The organism is Arthrobacter sp. K41, from assembly GCF_059089645.1.
On record NZ_JBNHEW010000007.1, the window covers coordinates 1 to 16,280 of the forward strand.

15 protein-coding genes and 1 pseudogene are annotated in these 16,280 nt (G+C 60.4%); 11 read left to right on the forward strand and 5 right to left on the reverse strand.

What is annotated here, in order from left to right:
• Window positions 1-210: 210 nt before the first annotated feature.
• The 4 genes and pseudogenes from purU to AC5RTE_RS15000 all read right to left on the reverse strand — a co-directional run.
• On the reverse strand, window positions 211-1,086 hold the full coding sequence (purU, locus tag AC5RTE_RS14985) for a formyltetrahydrofolate deformylase (protein ID WP_494042178.1): 876 nt from the start codon (window positions 1,084-1,086) through the stop codon (window positions 211-213).
• Window positions 1,087-1,121: 35 nt separating this feature from the next.
• The gene (locus tag AC5RTE_RS14990) at window positions 1,122-2,018 is read right to left on the reverse strand and encodes a bifunctional methylenetetrahydrofolate dehydrogenase/methenyltetrahydrofolate cyclohydrolase (protein WP_494042179.1); all 897 of its coding nucleotides are present in this window, start codon (window positions 2,016-2,018) and stop codon (window positions 1,122-1,124) included.
• Between the two features lie 346 nt (window positions 2,019-2,364).
• On the reverse strand, window positions 2,365-3,648 hold the full coding sequence (locus tag AC5RTE_RS14995) for a hypothetical protein (RefSeq protein WP_494042180.1): 1,284 nt from the start codon (window positions 3,646-3,648) through the stop codon (window positions 2,365-2,367).
• 155 nt (window positions 3,649-3,803) lie between these two features.
• A pseudogene (locus AC5RTE_RS15000) lies at window positions 3,804-4,163 on the reverse strand (formyltransferase family protein); the annotation flags it as partial.
• Window positions 4,164-4,391: 228 nt separating this feature from the next.
• Here AC5RTE_RS15000 and AC5RTE_RS15005 point away from each other — a divergent pair.
• The 3 genes from AC5RTE_RS15005 to AC5RTE_RS15015 all read left to right on the forward strand — a co-directional run bounded on the left by AC5RTE_RS15005 (window position 4,392) and on the right by AC5RTE_RS15015 (window position 6,506).
• Window positions 4,392-5,021 carry a nuclear transport factor 2 family protein gene (locus AC5RTE_RS15005; protein ID WP_494042181.1) on the forward strand — a complete coding sequence of 210 codons (630 nt, stop codon included), beginning with the start codon at window positions 4,392-4,394 and terminating at the stop codon, window positions 5,019-5,021.
• 433 nt (window positions 5,022-5,454) lie between these two features.
• On the forward strand, window positions 5,455-6,030 hold the full coding sequence (locus tag AC5RTE_RS15010; RefSeq protein WP_494042182.1) for a helix-turn-helix transcriptional regulator: 576 nt from the start codon (window positions 5,455-5,457) through the stop codon (window positions 6,028-6,030).
• Between the two features lie 50 nt (window positions 6,031-6,080).
• Entirely contained in the window at window positions 6,081-6,506 is a 426-nt protein-coding gene (locus AC5RTE_RS15015; RefSeq protein WP_494042183.1) for a transcriptional regulator, read from the forward strand.
• Between the two features lie 258 nt (window positions 6,507-6,764).
• Here the strand turns inward: AC5RTE_RS15015 and AC5RTE_RS15020 are convergent, their stop codons facing one another.
• Complete coding sequence (locus tag AC5RTE_RS15020; protein ID WP_494042184.1) at window positions 6,765-7,424, reverse strand: GntR family transcriptional regulator; 660 nt, start codon at window positions 7,422-7,424, stop codon at window positions 6,765-6,767.
• Window positions 7,425-7,727: 303 nt separating this feature from the next.
• On the opposite strand from AC5RTE_RS15020, the gene AC5RTE_RS15025 reads away from it, so the two are divergent.
• The 8 genes from AC5RTE_RS15025 (at window position 7,728) to AC5RTE_RS15060 (ending at window position 16,235) form a co-directional block, all read left to right on the forward strand.
• The gene (locus tag AC5RTE_RS15025) at window positions 7,728-8,426 is read left to right on the forward strand and encodes a FadR/GntR family transcriptional regulator (RefSeq protein WP_494042185.1); all 699 of its coding nucleotides are present in this window, start codon (window positions 7,728-7,730) and stop codon (window positions 8,424-8,426) included.
• Between the two features lie 89 nt (window positions 8,427-8,515).
• Window positions 8,516-9,379, forward strand: a complete 864-nt coding sequence (locus tag AC5RTE_RS15030) for an NAD(P)-dependent oxidoreductase (protein WP_494042186.1) — start codon at window positions 8,516-8,518, stop codon at window positions 9,377-9,379.
• A 36-nt stretch (window positions 9,380-9,415) separates the two neighbouring features.
• Window positions 9,416-10,723 carry an MFS transporter gene (locus tag AC5RTE_RS15035; RefSeq protein WP_494042187.1) on the forward strand — a complete coding sequence of 436 codons (1,308 nt, stop codon included), beginning with the start codon at window positions 9,416-9,418 and terminating at the stop codon, window positions 10,721-10,723.
• On the forward strand, window positions 10,720-11,628 hold the full coding sequence (locus tag AC5RTE_RS15040) for a transketolase (protein ID WP_494042188.1): 909 nt from the start codon (window positions 10,720-10,722) through the stop codon (window positions 11,626-11,628). The genes AC5RTE_RS15035 and AC5RTE_RS15040 overlap by 4 nt, the downstream gene beginning before the upstream one ends.
• Complete coding sequence (locus AC5RTE_RS15045; protein ID WP_494042189.1) at window positions 11,625-12,644, forward strand: transketolase family protein; 1,020 nt, start codon at window positions 11,625-11,627, stop codon at window positions 12,642-12,644. Before AC5RTE_RS15040 ends, AC5RTE_RS15045 begins: the two co-directional genes overlap by 4 nt.
• 101 nt (window positions 12,645-12,745) lie before the next feature.
• On the forward strand, window positions 12,746-13,000 hold the full coding sequence (locus AC5RTE_RS15050; protein WP_494042190.1) for a hypothetical protein: 255 nt from the start codon (window positions 12,746-12,748) through the stop codon (window positions 12,998-13,000).
• Window positions 13,001-13,560: 560 nt separating this feature from the next.
• Window positions 13,561-14,868: a hypothetical protein gene (locus tag AC5RTE_RS15055; protein WP_494042191.1), complete on the forward strand. Its 1,308-nt coding sequence runs from the start codon at window positions 13,561-13,563 to the stop codon at window positions 14,866-14,868.
• Window positions 14,868-16,235, forward strand: a complete 1,368-nt coding sequence (locus AC5RTE_RS15060; RefSeq protein ID WP_494042192.1) for an SNIPE associated domain-containing protein — start codon at window positions 14,868-14,870, stop codon at window positions 16,233-16,235. Before AC5RTE_RS15055 ends, AC5RTE_RS15060 begins: the two co-directional genes overlap by 1 nt.
• The last annotated feature ends 45 nt before the right edge of the window (window positions 16,236-16,280 follow it).

A 16,280-nucleotide genomic window follows, 5' to 3' on the forward strand; every position in this document is an offset into this window, starting at 1 on the left:
CGCGTTAGTCCTTACCTCGCCGATCGAGGGTGTTCTCGCTGCATCTGGTCTATTCCCTAGTGTGCGCCAGTGGTCTGATGCTTGAGCTCGCGAACCGGCAGATCGAGACTGCTGGGGCTTGGGGGCTTCTTTAATCCCCGCAAATTCGAGCTTTCCGTCGAATTTGACCCGCCCAGCAGCCGAAGGGTCGTTTCTGCAGGATCAGGGTCTTCAGGTGAAGAGGATGGTTTGGTTGCCGTGTCGGATGACGCGGTCTTCCGCATGCCACTGGACGGCCCGCGAGAGGACTGCACGTTCGACGTATGCTCCGTGGGCCTGAAGATCTGAAGCACTCATGGCATGCGTGATCCGGGTGACGTCCTGTTCGATAATCGGACCTTCGTCCAGGTCTTTTGTTACGTAGTGGCTGGTCGCACCGATAAGCTTCACGCCGCGTTCTTTTGCCTTGCGGTAGGGAGCAGCACCGATGAATGCGGGAAGGAACGAGTGGTGGATGTTAATGACGGGGACTTCCACATGCGTGAGGAAGTCTTCGGAGATGATTTGCATGTACCTTGCCAGGACGATGAAGTCGGCGTTGCCGCGGACCAGCTCGAGGATGCGTGCCTCGGCTTCGCTTTTGTCCGGCCCCTGAGAGGGGACGTGGAAAAAGGGTATGCCAAATGCGCGCACGTCCTCGGCCACGTTGGTGTGGTTAGAGATCACCATAGGAATCGACACGGGCAGTTCGCCCCGACGGTGCCGCCACATCAAGTCCAAGAGGCAGTGATCGGATTTTGAAGCCAGGATCGCCATCCGTTTCGGCAACGCATGGTTCGTCAACTTCCACTCCAACCCAAGAGCGGTAATGGTATCCGTAAGGTCGGATTCGATTTCCGGGATAGCGCCGGCTAAACCGGGACGATGAAAAACAACACGCTGGAAGAACGCGCCGCCCTCCGGATTGTCCGAATACTGATCGAGCGTTACGATATTCCCTTTATTGCGGGTGATCAGCGCAGTGATAGCCGCTACAATTCCCGGTTTGTCTGGCCCGTGAACAATAAGGCACGCCTGGTCTTGTGGAGCTTGGATATTTAATTCCATGAGATTCCTCGTCTAGACCTTTCTTTGAGGTTTTTCTATTCGGAGTGGTTCGACAGCCGTTCTGCGATTTCGACGACGTTTGCGACAAGCATGGCCCGCGTCATAGGCCCCACCCCGCCGGGGTTTGGGGAGAGCCACCCGGCCACCTCCGCTACGGCCGGATCGACATCTCCGGCAAGTTTTGCCCGGCCTTGCCCTGTGGTTCCGGATCGGGTCACCCCGACGTCAAGTACCGCGGCGCCGGGTTTGATCCAGTCTGGTTTCACCAGATGGGGCACACCGACCGCAGCAACCACTACGTCGGCTCGGCGTACTTCAGCGGCGAGATCTGCGGTCCGTGAATGCGTCAGCGTCACAGTAGCGTCCGTGCCTTTGCGGGTTAGCAGCAGCCCCAGCGGGCGTCCCACTGTGATCCCCCGACCGATAACGGTCACATGCTTCCCTGCGACGTCGACGCCGTGTCGATTCAGCAAATGGATAATTCCCGCGGGTGTGCAGGGCAATGGCCCGGGGGCTGCTGTGGCGGGGTCGATACCTAGTACAAGTCCGCCGAGGTTCATCGGATGCAGCCCGTCGGCATCCCTTGCTGGATCGATCATCCTGATGATCGCGTTCTCGTCTATGCCGGGTGGTAGAGGGAGTTGCACAATGAACGCGGTTACCTTTGGGTCCTCGTTGAGGGCCTGTACCGCGGCGGCGATGTCCTCGAACGACGCTGACGCGGGAAGCTCGACTGAGATAGAGGCTACGCCGACCTCGGCGCAGTCGCGATGTTTGCCGGTCACATAGGAGCGCGAGGCCCCGTCATCGCCTACGAGCAGGGTACCCAGTCCAGGATTGATTCCCTTGGCACTTAGTGCCGCCACCCGTACTCGCAGCCCGTCCTTGAGAGCTGCTGCAGATGCGGTGCCGTCGAGTTTTTTAGCTGACATATTTCCCACCTTCTGTTTCTTTGCAGCAGCCAGATTTGGTATTTCGGCCGCCGAGCACACTCGGCCTGTTCAACATAAATTTGGAGGCCGTGAACACGCTCCGTTGACCAGTTACGTGCAACAGTCTTGACATTGTCTGGCTATAGACTTGCCTTAAATCTTGCTTGCCTATCGGTCAGTGTTAGTTCTTCAATTCCCACGAGTCGTTCCTGAATCGTTGGAACATTTGCGCTTCAAGCCGCACTAACTGTAGTCGTCAAGTCCTTGGTCCTGCCGTATTGGCTTCGACGTCGCCCATCAGCGGAACCGTGGAAATGAAAAGGGGGAGGGCTGGACCGGAAATCGGTCATAGGTCGTTTTGGGAGCCGAGGTGCTTGAGGTCGGCCCGGCGGTTGCTTGAATCAGCGTAGGGGGCGGGTGCGACGCGGGCCCGAATGAGCTTCTGGCGCGAGCCGGGTTCTCCCCACACAACCTCTACCTGTGTGTCGATCTCGCTGTGATCGACGTCCATTACGGCAAGCGAGAGCATCTCGCGGAAGTGGTAGCTATAGCCACGCGACGTGGCAATGCCTACGAGGCGATCTCCATCGACCACCTGGTCGTTCCACGCATAGCCGCGCTGGTCCCGCGGCATGTCCATGAAGCGGTAAGGATCTTCCTTACCGAAGTATGAGTTGTGCACGTCCTGCACGTCGTCGGAGTTCCAGACCAGGGTGCGGATCACCCGGCGTGGGTTGGCCTTCTCCTGCTCAAGGGCCGCGCGTCCTACGAAGTCATGGTTGAGATTTACAGTGCGAGACCAGCCCAACTCAATGGGACTCCGATAGTAGTCAGCAAAGTTATCGCTGGCGAAACTCCCCGTTATGTTGAAGGTCCGAGATGCTGGCGGCAGAGATGCAAGGAACTGCTCGCGATACTCGGTCATGTCGTCACCGAAGATGGCGGGCAGATAATCAATGATAATCGTCGGAAAACATGCTTCCAGATGGTTAATGAAAACCGCTCGCCCGCCGAGTTCCCGAATGCCGAACTCCTCACCGGCTGTCAAAATCTCATTCCGCACCTCTTGTATAGACTCGCGAGGCCCCTGGAACTCGAAGCCGACGTTGCCGGCCATCCCCTGTCGAAGAACCCTCACATCGTTGTTGCCCACGCGGGCGGGGACGGAGTGCATGAACTTAACGTCGCGAAGACTTTGACCAGTTGCGCGTTCTGCGGTTTGCAAAGCTGTCGGTCCTGAAACCTGCAGAACGAAAAGGTCGAGCACTTCCGAACGCACGTCGAGTGTGGGCTCCTTTGTGAGGTAGTAGTCCATGAGGAATGAGCCGCGGCCGAAGAGAACGAACTCGTCTTCACTGACCCGGCTGAGGATACCTTCGTGGATGACCTTGCCGTCAACATTGGTGTGAATCGCGTGTTTGGACTGGCCGATGGCGAACTTATCGAACGAGTTAACCGTGTACTTGGAAAAGAACTGAAGGACGTCCTTGCCTGTGTATTTTCGCTCCCACATGAACGACCAATCGCCTATATAGCAGGTCTTCTTCCATGACATGGACTCATCGAGCCAATCGGTGTACTCCGGCTCCCCCCAGCGAGATGTGAAATAGCCGGGTGGCGTGGTCCGCATTGACGAAGCTAGCACCGGGTCTCCTTACGTTCTTAGGCGTTTTCGGACAAACGTCCGTTAGACGGAGACTAGCAGTCAGCCGCACTTTGCTCAATGCCTACAATGAATGAAAGCCCCTCCCCCAACATCATGCAACTCTCAGACCTTGCCATGGTGACGGTGAGATTGCCGTGGGTGACGACAGCGTCTTCTGCATGCCATTGCACAGGCCTGGCAAGAACGGCTCGCTCAACGTCGGCGCCGCGTCTCTGAAGATCGACGGCTGTCCTGGCGTGCGTAACCCGGGTGAGGTCTTGTTCGATAATTGGCCCCTCATCGAAATTTTTGGTGACGTAGTGAGAAGTTGCACCAATGAGCTTGACTCCGCGCTCCTTGGCCTTTCGGTAGGGTGCTGCACCAATAAATGCCGGTAAGAACGAGTGGTGGACATTGATAACGGGCACACCGACGACGTCAAGGAAATCACTTGAAAGGATCTGTATGTAGCGGGCAAGGACGACGAAGTCTACGTTCCCCGGGCGGACATAACCAAAAAAATGCCCTGTTGTTCAGGATAAAAGCTCTTGGCCTGCCTCGCCCCGGCACCTCAGCGACGCTCCTGAGGTTCCAATCCGCGGGACCGAGGAGGGGGCGGACCGGCTACAATTGGCGAGTCGGACAGTTCTCCGCACAGCGGACAACCTGCTAGACTCGCCAAATCAAGTCGGTGAGGAATCCGGATGCGACCCGCGGGAGGGAGAGGAATGGGCAGGGATTTAGCCTCGAATCAGCCAGCAGGCAATTTCCCGGTGGGACGGCTCGATAACGTCGAGATAAGGGAAGTTGTCGAGAGTTGGGCGGTAGCGAGAGACACCGGAGACTGGAAACGCCTGCTCTCGGCGTGGCATGAGGGCGGCACCATCGTCACCACTTGGTTCCAAGGAGCGGCGCGGGACTTCGTCACCGCGTCCCAAACTTCCTGGGAGTCCGGGACGCGCGCGTTTCACACGCTCGGAGGGTGCACTATCGACATCCTTGGCGATCGGGCGCTGGCCCAGACTCGCATGAGCATAAACGTCCGCGGATATGTCGGGGAGGACGAAGTCGATGTCACGAGTGCTGGCCGTTTTTATGATTTTTTCGAGCGCCGAAACGACCGTTGGCTGATCGTGCATCGCCGGGCCTTCTACGACCGGGATCGCCTTGATCCGGTAATCCCCAGCACAGTTGTCCAACTCGATGCCCGGATCCTTGCCCAGTGGCCGGAGGGCTACCGGCATCTAGCCTATATCCAGTCGGCAGCCGGTGCACAACCGCCCACAGACCTTCCAGGCCTGCGCGGTCCCGCGGCCGAACGGCTCCTGGAAGAGGGGGCCCGGTGGCTCCAGGGATAGTCGCGTCGCGTCTTGCCTAAAAATGAGTAATGAAGGATAAACGAGCAGTCCGAAGCCGTGGTGGCCAAATCGGCCGCAAGCCTGTATTCCTTTGTGAGCGATGCGCTGGCCGTCGGTCGTTGTGAACAGCAGTTCGCTGCCGGGCTGCCTTGCGACTAGGGGGATGAGCAGGTCTGCCAGGGCGGGGTTGAGCCCGATGGTTCGCTTTCCTGCCCTGGTTTTGGTCGGCCCGATGTAGTAGTGGGATTGCCCGTCACGTTTCCATGCTTTGCTGATTCGTGCAGTCGGCGGTTTGGAGAGCAGATTGATATCGGCGACTTTGAGTGCGATTGCCTCGCCGAAATGTCGTTGCCGTCCACCCGCTGGGTGTACCAGCCGAAGGATTCCCACTTCTCGGTCACCGGCTCGGTGCGCAACACCCCTGGGCGAGCAGGTGAAAAGCCACCGGCTCCATGCTGGCCTGTCCCAGGAGGCACTTGCCCGTTCAACCGGTATCAGCCGTTCAACCCTCATTGATCTCGAGCAGGGCAGGAACGTCTCCATCAGTACCGCCCTGAAGGTTCTTTCCCAGCTGGGCACCGGGCTGGCCATCGAAGGAACCCCTCCGGAACCGGAACTCTACTGGACCGCGGAAATGGCAGCCCGTGAGATTAAGCGGGAGCTGCGCAATGGCGATCCGGATTTCGCCATGCGCGTGCTTTCCATGGCCGCCAATTATTTCGACGATCTCTATCCAGCTGGCCGCCGACGATTCCTCCTCGCTCGGCCCGCGTCGACTGGCCGGAAGCGCTGGGACGCCCTGCTGGCCAGGACCTTCGCCTACAAAAGCCATCAGCACGGACTTAAAGAGCCGGACTGGACGAGCACTCCCCCGCTGGAGTCGAAATGGTACGCTACCCCCCGCAAGCATGTCTCGCCTGCCTGGAAGCAACGAATGGCAGAACGAACGCCCGTTGAATTCGCCGAAGCGAACATCGTCTTCGATGCCGCGAACCTGGCCGCAGCATGAGAGCGGAACGCCGCGCATCTTACGGATCCGATGACATACGGGAGCTTCTCGTGGAACTGTCCCGCCGGCTTCACGCTGGGGGTGCCGGCGCAGATATCTATCTCATCGGCGGAGCGGCCATCGCCATCGAGTTCGACTCCCGACGGTCGACGACAGACATCGATGCCGTGTACCACCCGGAGCAGACGGTGCAGGACGTAGCCACGGACATGGCACAAGAAATGGGGCTGGACCCGCGGTGGCTGAACAACGCCGCACGGGCCTACATCCCGGACGCCCTTGTGCGCGACACTATCGAGGTCTCCGACTCGATGCTCTCCAGACAGGCCTCCCAACTGGAGGCCGTGGGATACGTAAAGATCCGCAAGGGTCACGTCGGCAAACGACCCCCGACCTGGCTCTCCCTTACAGCCGCAGGGCGCACCGCATACACCACCCATCTCGCGACTCTGCGCGCCATTGCTGAAGGCCTCTAAGTTCCTCCCGCCCCTCCAGCAGTTCGGACACAGAAACGTACCCTGGATGCCTCCGTACCAACCTCGGTGCTTCGGGAAGCGTTGAGATTCCCAAGAGGGCGTAGGTCGGGAAAATTCGCCTGAGTAAGCCACACCCCAACCTGACATTGGGACAAAGTCGCCCTCCGTTCCTTCCGCGTGATCAGCAAATAGTGGTTTGCCCGGCCGAGGCAGGTCGGGCAAGGGGCGTATGGTGCGGGCACCAACGGGCGACGGGTCCTAGGTGACCAGGTTGGATGCGGCGGTATCCATGTGTTCGCGGATTGTTTGTCCTGCCAGGGAAGCGTCACCGGTGCTGATGGCTGTCACGATGTCGCGGTGCCTGTCGACACCCATGTTCTTGATGCCCCTTTCTAGTCCGCCGAACATGATCGACATCCTGATGGAACCTTCGAGTGAGTTCCAGGAGTGCAGCAGGGTTTCATTGCCTGTCAGCCGGCACAGCGTCCGGTGGAATTCCATGTCGGCTTCGACCTGATCCTCCAGGGAGGCATTCTGTGCCGCATCCATTGCTTCGACCTTCTGGTGCAGAGTTTCGATTGCCTGAGCGCGGTCGGTGAGCTCGGCCAAGGTGCGTGCAGCCAGAGATTCGAGTGCGGCACGCACCGCAAAGATGTCGCGAATCTCTTTTGCATCGAGGTGGCGGACTGACAGTCTGCCGCGGGAGCCTGCGGACAGGAGTCCTTCCTGTTCAAGCTGGCGCAGAGCCTCGCGGAGGGTTCCGCGGCTGATTTGCAGCATTTCGGACAGTTCGGTTTCCACCAGGTGCCGACCAGGTCCAAGTTCACCGCTGGTGATGGCGGTCCCTAACGCCGAGAGCGCCTGCTCGCGCAAGCTCTTCTTCTGAAGTCCCACGAGTGGGGCTGTCAGTCTGGCCATAGCGTTCCGTCCTCAATGTTGATTCGACTGTCGACAGCCGCAGTTTTGATATTAGTGCAGCAGGCTCCTGCCGGGCCCAGCGGCTATGGCTGCTCGGGACCGATTTCGGGATGTGCAGGATCCAGCAAACGATGGCGACGGCATGTCCCTCGGCGCGGAAAGGCTTTCTTCCCATAGGGCTCATTGAGCGCTCCCGAGTCTTGCCCGGGAGTGCTGGTAAAGATTGGTTCAACCAATGTCTTGACCCCGCGGCGCCCTAGTGATTAGTATCTCATGTATTGGTTCAACCAATTAGGAGATGTCGTGGCAAAGGATCTGGCCGGCCTCGTGGATTCGCTCATCAACGAAGCGAGCAACGAGGAGTCCTCCGGGCGCCTTCGGTTACCCACCGAACGTGCTCTGGGTGCGTCCCTGGATTTGAGCCGGGGGATGCTCCGTGAACAACTTGCTACCCTGGAGCTCCTGGGCTTCCTGGACCGGACCCAGGGCCGCGGCACATACCTGGAAGCACCCGATTCCGGGTTCATCCAGCTCTACTTCCGCTTGGCTCTCCGTCTGGGCCACATCAGCGCCGAACAGTTTACCCAGGCCCGGGAAATGCTGGAGATGACTGTTGTGGAACAGGCAGCTCTCATAGCGACCCCGGCAGAAGTCGCAACCCTTCGCAGCCATGTCGACAGGATGGTCGATGCAACATCGCGCGGCGACGTCGAGAAGGCGATCACCGCGGACTTCGACTTCCACCGAAGCCTTTTCGAACTGGTCGATAATCCGATTTTCAATTTCCTCCAGGACGGCCTGCGCGACGTACTCCGGGACGTTGTGGCAGACCGCCGGCGGCGGGCACTGGCCGTGGTTGAGTCAACAGAAGATTTCCTCACCGACCGGGTCCACTACGACATCACGGACGCCTTGGCCAAGAATGACCCCGAGGCTGCCCGGACCGCCATGCGTCGACACTTCGATGTTTGGCGCACCATGACAGACAAGCCTAAGCAGTAACCCCCCGCGACCAGAGAACAGCATCAGGCGGCAAGGCCTGGGGCTTGGTCTGCTGCACCCAAAATAACCTCTCCAAAGAAGTAGGAAACATGCCTCATCAACAAGCAGTGACATTCGTCGGCATCGGTGCCATCGGGCTCCCGATGGCAACGCAGCTCGCCCTCAACGGCTACGCCGTCACCGGTGTCGATCCCGTCGTCTCACAACACGAACGTGCCCGCAACGCGGGCGTCTCCGCCGCAGCTTCAATCACTGAAGCCCCGCCTGCCCAGACCGTCATCGTTATGGTCGCCACCCCGGACCAGCTCAACCAACTAATCACCACTGCTCTGGAGACGACCGATGTATCCGGGCAGACCTGGGTCGTCATGAGCACCGTAGGACCTGACGCGGTGCGCGAGGAAGCCGGGCGCCTGCAGTTCAAGGGCACGGCCGTGGTCGATGCTCCGGTCACCGGCGGGGTTGCCAGGGCAACGACGGGCGAACTGACGATCTTCGCTTCCGGCGCACCGGAGGACGTCGAAACAGTCAGCAGCCTCTTGTCCAACTTAGGCACAGTTCGCCGTGTCGGCTCCTCCGTCGGTGACGGTCAGGCCATCAAGGTCGTCAACCAGCACCTGTGCTCGGTTCACATCGTGGCAGCGGCGGAAGCGCTGAATCTTGCCGAATCGCTCGGCCTGAACAAAGCCGACGTCCTGGACCTCGTCAGCTCAGGAGCAGCAGGTTCCTGGATGCTCTCTGACCGGGGCCCAAGGATGCTCGAAGGAACCGACGTCGAGGTCACAAGCACCATCAACATCTTCGTCAAAGACAGCACCCTGGTCGCCGACGCCGCCCGCAAATCCGGCGCCCAGACACCCCTGCTGGACACCGCCAAGGAACGCTACGAACAAGCGGCCCGCATGGGCCTGGCCACCCGTGACGATTCCCGCGTCATTGAAACCTACAGCTAAAGACCGTCCCCAGCATTACTTGTTCAAGGAGGAACAATGAGCAACACAGCAGCACCACGCAAGACACAATCCCAATCCGTCAAAGCATCCGTCGCCTCGATGATCGGCAGCGCCGTTGAAGCCTATGACTTCTTCATTTACGGCACGGCGGCCGCGGCATACTTCGGCACGGTCTTCTTCGCAGCCGAGGAACCCATCATCGGCGTCCTGGCCTCGTTCGCCACGCTGGCCATCGGCTTCTTCATGCGCCCACTGGGCGGTTACCTCGCCGGCCACTTCGGTGACAGGCTCGGCCGCAAAGTCGTCCTGTTCTGGTCACTGATCATCATGGGCGGCGCCACCGTGCTCGTCGGCGTCCTGCCCACGTACGCCGAGGCCGGCGTCATCGCCCCCGTCCTTCTCATCCTTCTGCGGATGATCCAGGGCATCGGCTTTGGTGCCGAGTGGGGCGGTGCGGTCCTGATGTCCGTTGAACACGCCCCCGTCCGCCGGCGCGGTTTCTTCGGAGCCGTTCCCCAGGTTGGCATCCCCGCAGGGCTCCTGCTGGCCAACGGCGCGTTCCTTCTCTCGGCCCAGCTCTTTGAGGGTGACATGGTCTGGCGCGCCCCGTTCCTGGCATCGCTCATCATGGTCGTCGTCGGCATCTTCATCCGGCTCAGCGTCAAGGAATCCCCTGACTTCGTGAAGATGAAGCAGGAAAACACCATCGAAAAGCAGCCCGCCCTGACAGTTATCAAGCGTGACTGGCGCGTCATCCTCAAAATTATGGGCCTGCGTATGGCCGAAACCGGCGGTTACTACATCACCACCAGCTTCGTCCTGTCCTACGTCGGCCTCGCGGCAATCACCGACAAAAACAACGTCCTCCTCGGAACCCTGGTCGGATCCGCGCTGGGGCTCGTCAGCCACCTCGCCTACGGCGCACTCAGCGACCGGATCGGCCGCAAGCCCGTCTTCCTGTTCGGGTCAATCTTCACCATCGCCTTCGGCATCCCAATGTTCTTGCTGATCAACACCGGCTCGGTCATCATGGTCGTCGTCGCCGTCGCCATCTCCCTGCTCTTCAGCCACGACTCCATCTTCGCCGTGGAATCCAGCTGGTTTTCCGAACAGTTCCCCGCCAACGTCCGCTCCTCAGGAATATCCCTCGGCTACAACGGCGCATCCCTCGTCGCCGGTGTCCTGCCGTTCCTCGCCGTGGCCGCCTACGGCTGGATCGGCTGGATCGGCCCGGCCCTCATGTTCGTGGCCCTGGGCATCATCTCCACAACAGTGGCCATGTTCGTGAAAGAAACCGCGCCGGTCAAGACCGGTGAAATCGAGAAAGCAAAGGTCTCAGCATGAGTGCCCCCGCCACCCAAACACCAGAACAAACCACCCACCGTGCTTCAGCAACATTCGAAGAACGAGTCCACGAGACCAGCGCAGCGGCATACCGGATCCGGCACCACGCCCTGAACATGGGCGAAGTCCAGGGCCAGGGCTACGTTGGCCAGGCACTGGGGGCAGCGGACATGCTCGCCACCGTCTATGGCGATCAGCTCCGCTTCAAGGCGGAGGACCCGCACTGGGAAGCGCGCGACCGGTTCCTGCTCTCCACCGGGCACTACGCGATCGGCCACTACGCGGCGCTGGCTGAAGCGGGCATCGTTCCGGTGGAGGAACTGGAAACCTACGGCTCGGACGATTCCCGTCTGCCGATGTCCGGGATGTCCACCTACACCCCCGGCATGGAAATCTCCGGCGGGTCGCTGGGGCACGGCCTGACCATCGCCGTCGGGATGGCCCTGGGCCTGCGCTACCAGGGCTCCAACTCCCGAGTGTACAACTTCCTTTCCGACGGCGAACTGGACGAAGGCTCAACCTGGGAAGCGGCCATGGGCGCACACCACCACCAACTGGGCAACCTCACCGCCATGGTGGACATCAACGCCCTCCAGGCCGACGGCAAAACCGACACAGTCCTCCGAACCGAGCCGGTGACCGAAAAGTGGGAATCCTTCGGCTGGTACACCCAGCGCGTGGACGGCAACGACGTCGCCGCGCTGCTGGCAGCGTTCGACAACGCAGCGGCCCAGGCCACCGCCGCCGGACGACCTTCCGTGATCCTCTGCGACACGAAGGTCGGCCGGGGCGTCCCCTTGCTGGAAAACCGCGAAAAGGCGCACTTCATGCGCATCGAAGAACACGAATGGCAGACCTGCCGCGAGCAACTCACCGCCGGCTACGAAGGAAAGGCTTCAGCATGAGCACCACCACCGAGGCCCCCGACACTGCAACAGCCGCAAAGCCGAAGCTGAAGACCTCGGCGATGATTGCCTCCTTCGCCGACCCGGACCAGAAGACAACGTCCGCGCCGTTCGGGCATGCGCTGGTGAAGGCCGCGCAGGAGAACGACAAAATCGTCGGCCTGACGGCGGATCTGGGCAAGTACACCGACATGCACATCTTCGCCAAAGCCTTCCCTGAACGGTTCTTCCAGATGGGCATGGCCGAACAGCTGCTCTTCGGCGCCGCCGCCGGCCTGGCAGAAACAGGACTGGTGCCGTTCGCGTCCACCTACTCGGTGTTCGCCGCCCGCCGCGCCTACGACTTCCTCTGCCTGGACGCGGCCGAGCCCAACCTGAACGTCAACATCGTCGGCGGCCTGCCCGGCCTGACCACCGGGTACGGACCCAGCCACCAGGCCACCGAGGACATGGCGATCTTCCGCGGCATGCCCAACCTGACCATCGTTGACCCCTGCGACTCAATCGACATCGAGCAGGCCGTCCCGCAGCTGGCAGCCAGCGACGGGCCAACCTACCTCCGCCTGCTCCGCGGCAACGTACCCACAGTCCTCGACGAGTACGACTACACCTTCGAACTCGGCAAAGCCAAAGTCCTGCGCGGCGGCAACGACGTAGTGTTCATCTCCTCCGGCCTGATGACCATGCGCGCCCTCCAGGCAGCCAAGGCCCTCGCCGCACACAACGTGGACGTCGCCGTCGTCCACACCCCCACCATCAAGCCCTTCGACGCCGCCACCGTCCTCGCCGAAATCAACACCGACCGGCTCGCCGTGACCCTGGAAAACCACTCCGTGGTAGGCGGCCTGTTTGAAACGGTAGCCTCCGCCGTCGTTTCTGCCGGCATAGGCAAGCGCGTGGTCCCGGTGGCGCTGCCGGACCAGTTCCTCGACGCCGGCGCACTGCCCACTCTCCACGACCGCTACGGCCTCGCCGTGGACCGCATCGTCGCCAAGGTCCTCGCCGAACTCGGGTAACCACGACACGGACGGAGTGCGGGAGACCACCAAATGCCGGTCCCCCGCACTCCACTTCGTTAACTCTTTAAATGACGGACTACCGCCGGAAGGACAAAAGCATGCCCACCAGATTCATACGCATCGACGACTGGACCGCACTGACCGGGGCCACCGCCGTCATCAAGATCCACGGCACCCCCGTCTGCACAGGAACGGTCGACGCCGTCACCGCAGACGGAAACATCCTCTGGGTCCAGCCAGCGGCCGGCAACAGAAGACTGTACGAAAAAACAGGAGCCTGCGCGGCTTGGGTGGACGACCACAACCTGGGACTGCACTACCAGGTAACCCACCCGCAGCATCGAAACGCTTAGACGACGGGCGGCGGCAAACGACGAGCACGGGTAATTGCCGGAAATAGGCCCTTTCGGGGTTCTCCCCCACCCTTTTTCAAACGCCGATAATGAAGATTATGTAAAGCTGGCGCCGCGAGGGGCTCCCGGAAGACTTCCTGTGCCACCCCGGAACGACCCTCCAGGTCTTCGTCAACCACGCCAATTCAATTCACCATGTGTTCGGGCAGGCCCTGACCTGTGGCGATCTGAAATTGGCGAAGCTCCAGTCAAATAGCGGTTGACCGGAGCTCCGGTCCATTATGTGCCGGTAAACCTGAGGATTCCCTGTGAGTTCGGGCATGGTGGTTCTTATGGTGGTGGTCGTTATGTAGAGCCGAAGCTCCGGGCTTCCCAGCAAAAACTAGGCCTCGATTATCAATCGATTCAACGGCTTCCACAAGCTCGGAGAGGCCGCGGCGGAGGTTTCGCGTGACCCTGCCCACTAGCCTGCAGCCGAGGTGATCGTATTGCGACAGAGCCGCCTGCTGTCAGGACTCGCTTTTGATGCAGGCTACTAAATAATTTCGGGTCGGCCGGAGGTGAATACTTTAATCTTCCAGTTACTTGCTAATGTGAACGAAAACTGTATCTGGGGGTTTGATTTGGCACGGCGTCGTGGCTTTTTAGCGGAAATGCAGCACCAAGCGAGAGTGGCCGAACAGCGCCAGCGAGCCGCGGCACGGGAACAGGCGGCGTCGGCGCGCCGGGCCGAGCAGGCATGGAAAGCTGAGCAAAGGGCGCAGGCTGCACTGCAGCGTGCTTCCGAGGCGGACCGCAAACGCCTTGAGAAGGAAGCGCATGACGCCCACGTGGCCAGCCGCCAGGCCGAAGTCGAGCAGCTGAACGCCCAGCTTGCAAGCGTTTACGATCAGGTCGACAGCCTCCTTGAATCGACTCTGACAGTGGATGATTACGTTGACCTTGCCAGCTTGCGCAGAAGGGCTGAGCATCCTCCGTTTGACCGGAGGCTCGAGACCCCAATTCCCGCGCCTGTACCCCTGCCCGATCCCCCGGCCCCGGTGTTCGAACCCCCCGCTCCCCCGACCGGGCTGTTTGGCCGCAAGAAGAAGCTTGCTGAGGCCCAAGCCCAAGCCGAGGCCGCGTTTGCCGAAGCTTATTCGTCTTGGGAGCATGAGATGGCCCAGTTGCCCGGGCGGCGGCAGGCGGTTGCTGACAGGTATGCGGCCGATGAGAACAACCGAAAGCAAAGGCTGGCGGCAGCACAAGCCCGGTACCAGGACGAATGCGCCGCGCGTGAGACCGAGGTTGCTGAGCACAACGCCTCGATCGACCAACTCATCACAAATCTCAGTTACGGTTCCGTGGAAGCGGTCCAGGAATACGTAGGCATCGTGCTCGCCAACTCCGTCTACCCCGACGGATTCTCCGTAGAGCACGAGGCAGAGTTTGAACCTGGCACAGCAGAACTCGCGTTGCGCGTCCTCATCCCAAGCCCAAACCAGGTCCCCACGATCAAGTCCTACAAGTACGTAAAGGCCAGCGACGAGATCACGCCGGTAGCGCTTTCACAGAAAGAGTCGAAGGACCGATATGCGGGAATCGTCCACCAGGTCGTACTGCGGACTTTGCATGAAATCTTTGAAGCTGATCGTCGCGCGCTGATACAAAGCATCGCGCTGGAAGTCGGAACACAGACAATTAACCCGGCGACAGGCAACGAAACGTACATACCTTTCGCCGCAGTCGGGGTATCACGTGAGGCCTTTTCTGCCATTGACCTGTCAGCGGTGGTGCCTGCGGCTACTCTGGAACACTTGGGTGCCGCAGTCTCAAAGAACCCACTCGGGCTGGCACCCGCGAATGTCGCAGGAGTTCGGCGCTCCTGATGACGACGGCTGATCTGGTTTTCAATCCGCCTCCTGGCTGGCCCCAGCCCCCCGCGTCCTGGCGGCCACCGACAGGCTGGACGCCGGACCCCTCGTGGCCGGCACCCCCGCCAGGATGGCAACTCTGGCTGCCATCAGGAGATTCGCCCTCCCCGGCCGACACGGAGCCGGGACCTGCATCATCACCGAGCAAAGAGGAACCCACCGTATCTTCAGTGGCTGCACGGGTTGCATTTCTTGAGGCAGAAAATGAACTTCTTCGGCGGCAACTCTCCGATGCTACCGACGCATCCACTCCATACGTTGAACTCGACGACGCGCGAGTGCTCCAGGAAGTCGGCATTTACCGGTATCACCACCCGCTTGAGAATGCGGCATCGTTTCGTGACCGGCTAGACGAGGTGGAAGGGCGAATCGCGGAACTGGTTAAAGCCGGGCAGGCGATCGTGAAGTCGAATCTCTTCACCTTCAACAATTCCCTCGCCAAGGGCCGGCGCATGACCGATGACTTGGCCAAACTAATGCTTCGCGCCTATAACGCCGAGGCGGACAACAGCATCAGATCCTTAAAGCTAGGCAATGTTGTCACGGCGAAGCGTCGCCTCGATGCGTCCCGCATGGCAATCGCAAAACTGGGCGCACTGATGGAAATGCACATCAGTGATGACTTCCACGCTCTGCGCGTTGAAGAAATCGAGCTCACTGCCGACTGGCTCATGAAGAAGCAGGAGGAGAAAGAAGCAGAACGAGAGGAAAAGGCTCGTCTGCGCGAGGAACGCCGCGTCGAACGCGAACTCGCCGAGGAACGGGCCCGGCTCGACAAGGAACGCGCCCACCTCCTTAATGCTCTCAACGCGATGCGAGCATCCGGTCAGGGGGATGCCGATCTCGAACGGAGGCTCGAGCTTATCGACGAAGCCATCGCTCAGAACGACTTCCGGGCAGCTAACATCCGCGCCGGCTACGTTTACGTGATCTCCAACCGCGGAGCCTTTGGCGATGACGTCGTCAAGATCGGCCTGACACGGCGCCTCGAACCCGCGGAACGCGTCGCGGAACTCAGCGGCGCATCAGTACCGTTCCGCTTCGACATCCACACTCTTTTCTTCTCTGAAGATGCAGTCACCTTGGAAAACGAGCTCCATAAACATTTCGCGACGAAGGCCGTGAACCAGGCCAATCCACGGAAGGAGTTCTTCTTCGCCACCCCAGCTGAGGTGCGGGACGTACTGGTGGAAAAAGTCGGGAACCTTCTCGAATTCAGCGAACAAGCGGACGCCACCGAATACCTTCAATCCATCAAGCACTGGCCGGACCGGCCTTCCCAAGAACTGACGGTTTCATCACTGCCCATCGCTAAGCAATAGAGACTTTTCCCGCGGCGCTCAGCAGTTGGGCGGTGCCCCTCATTC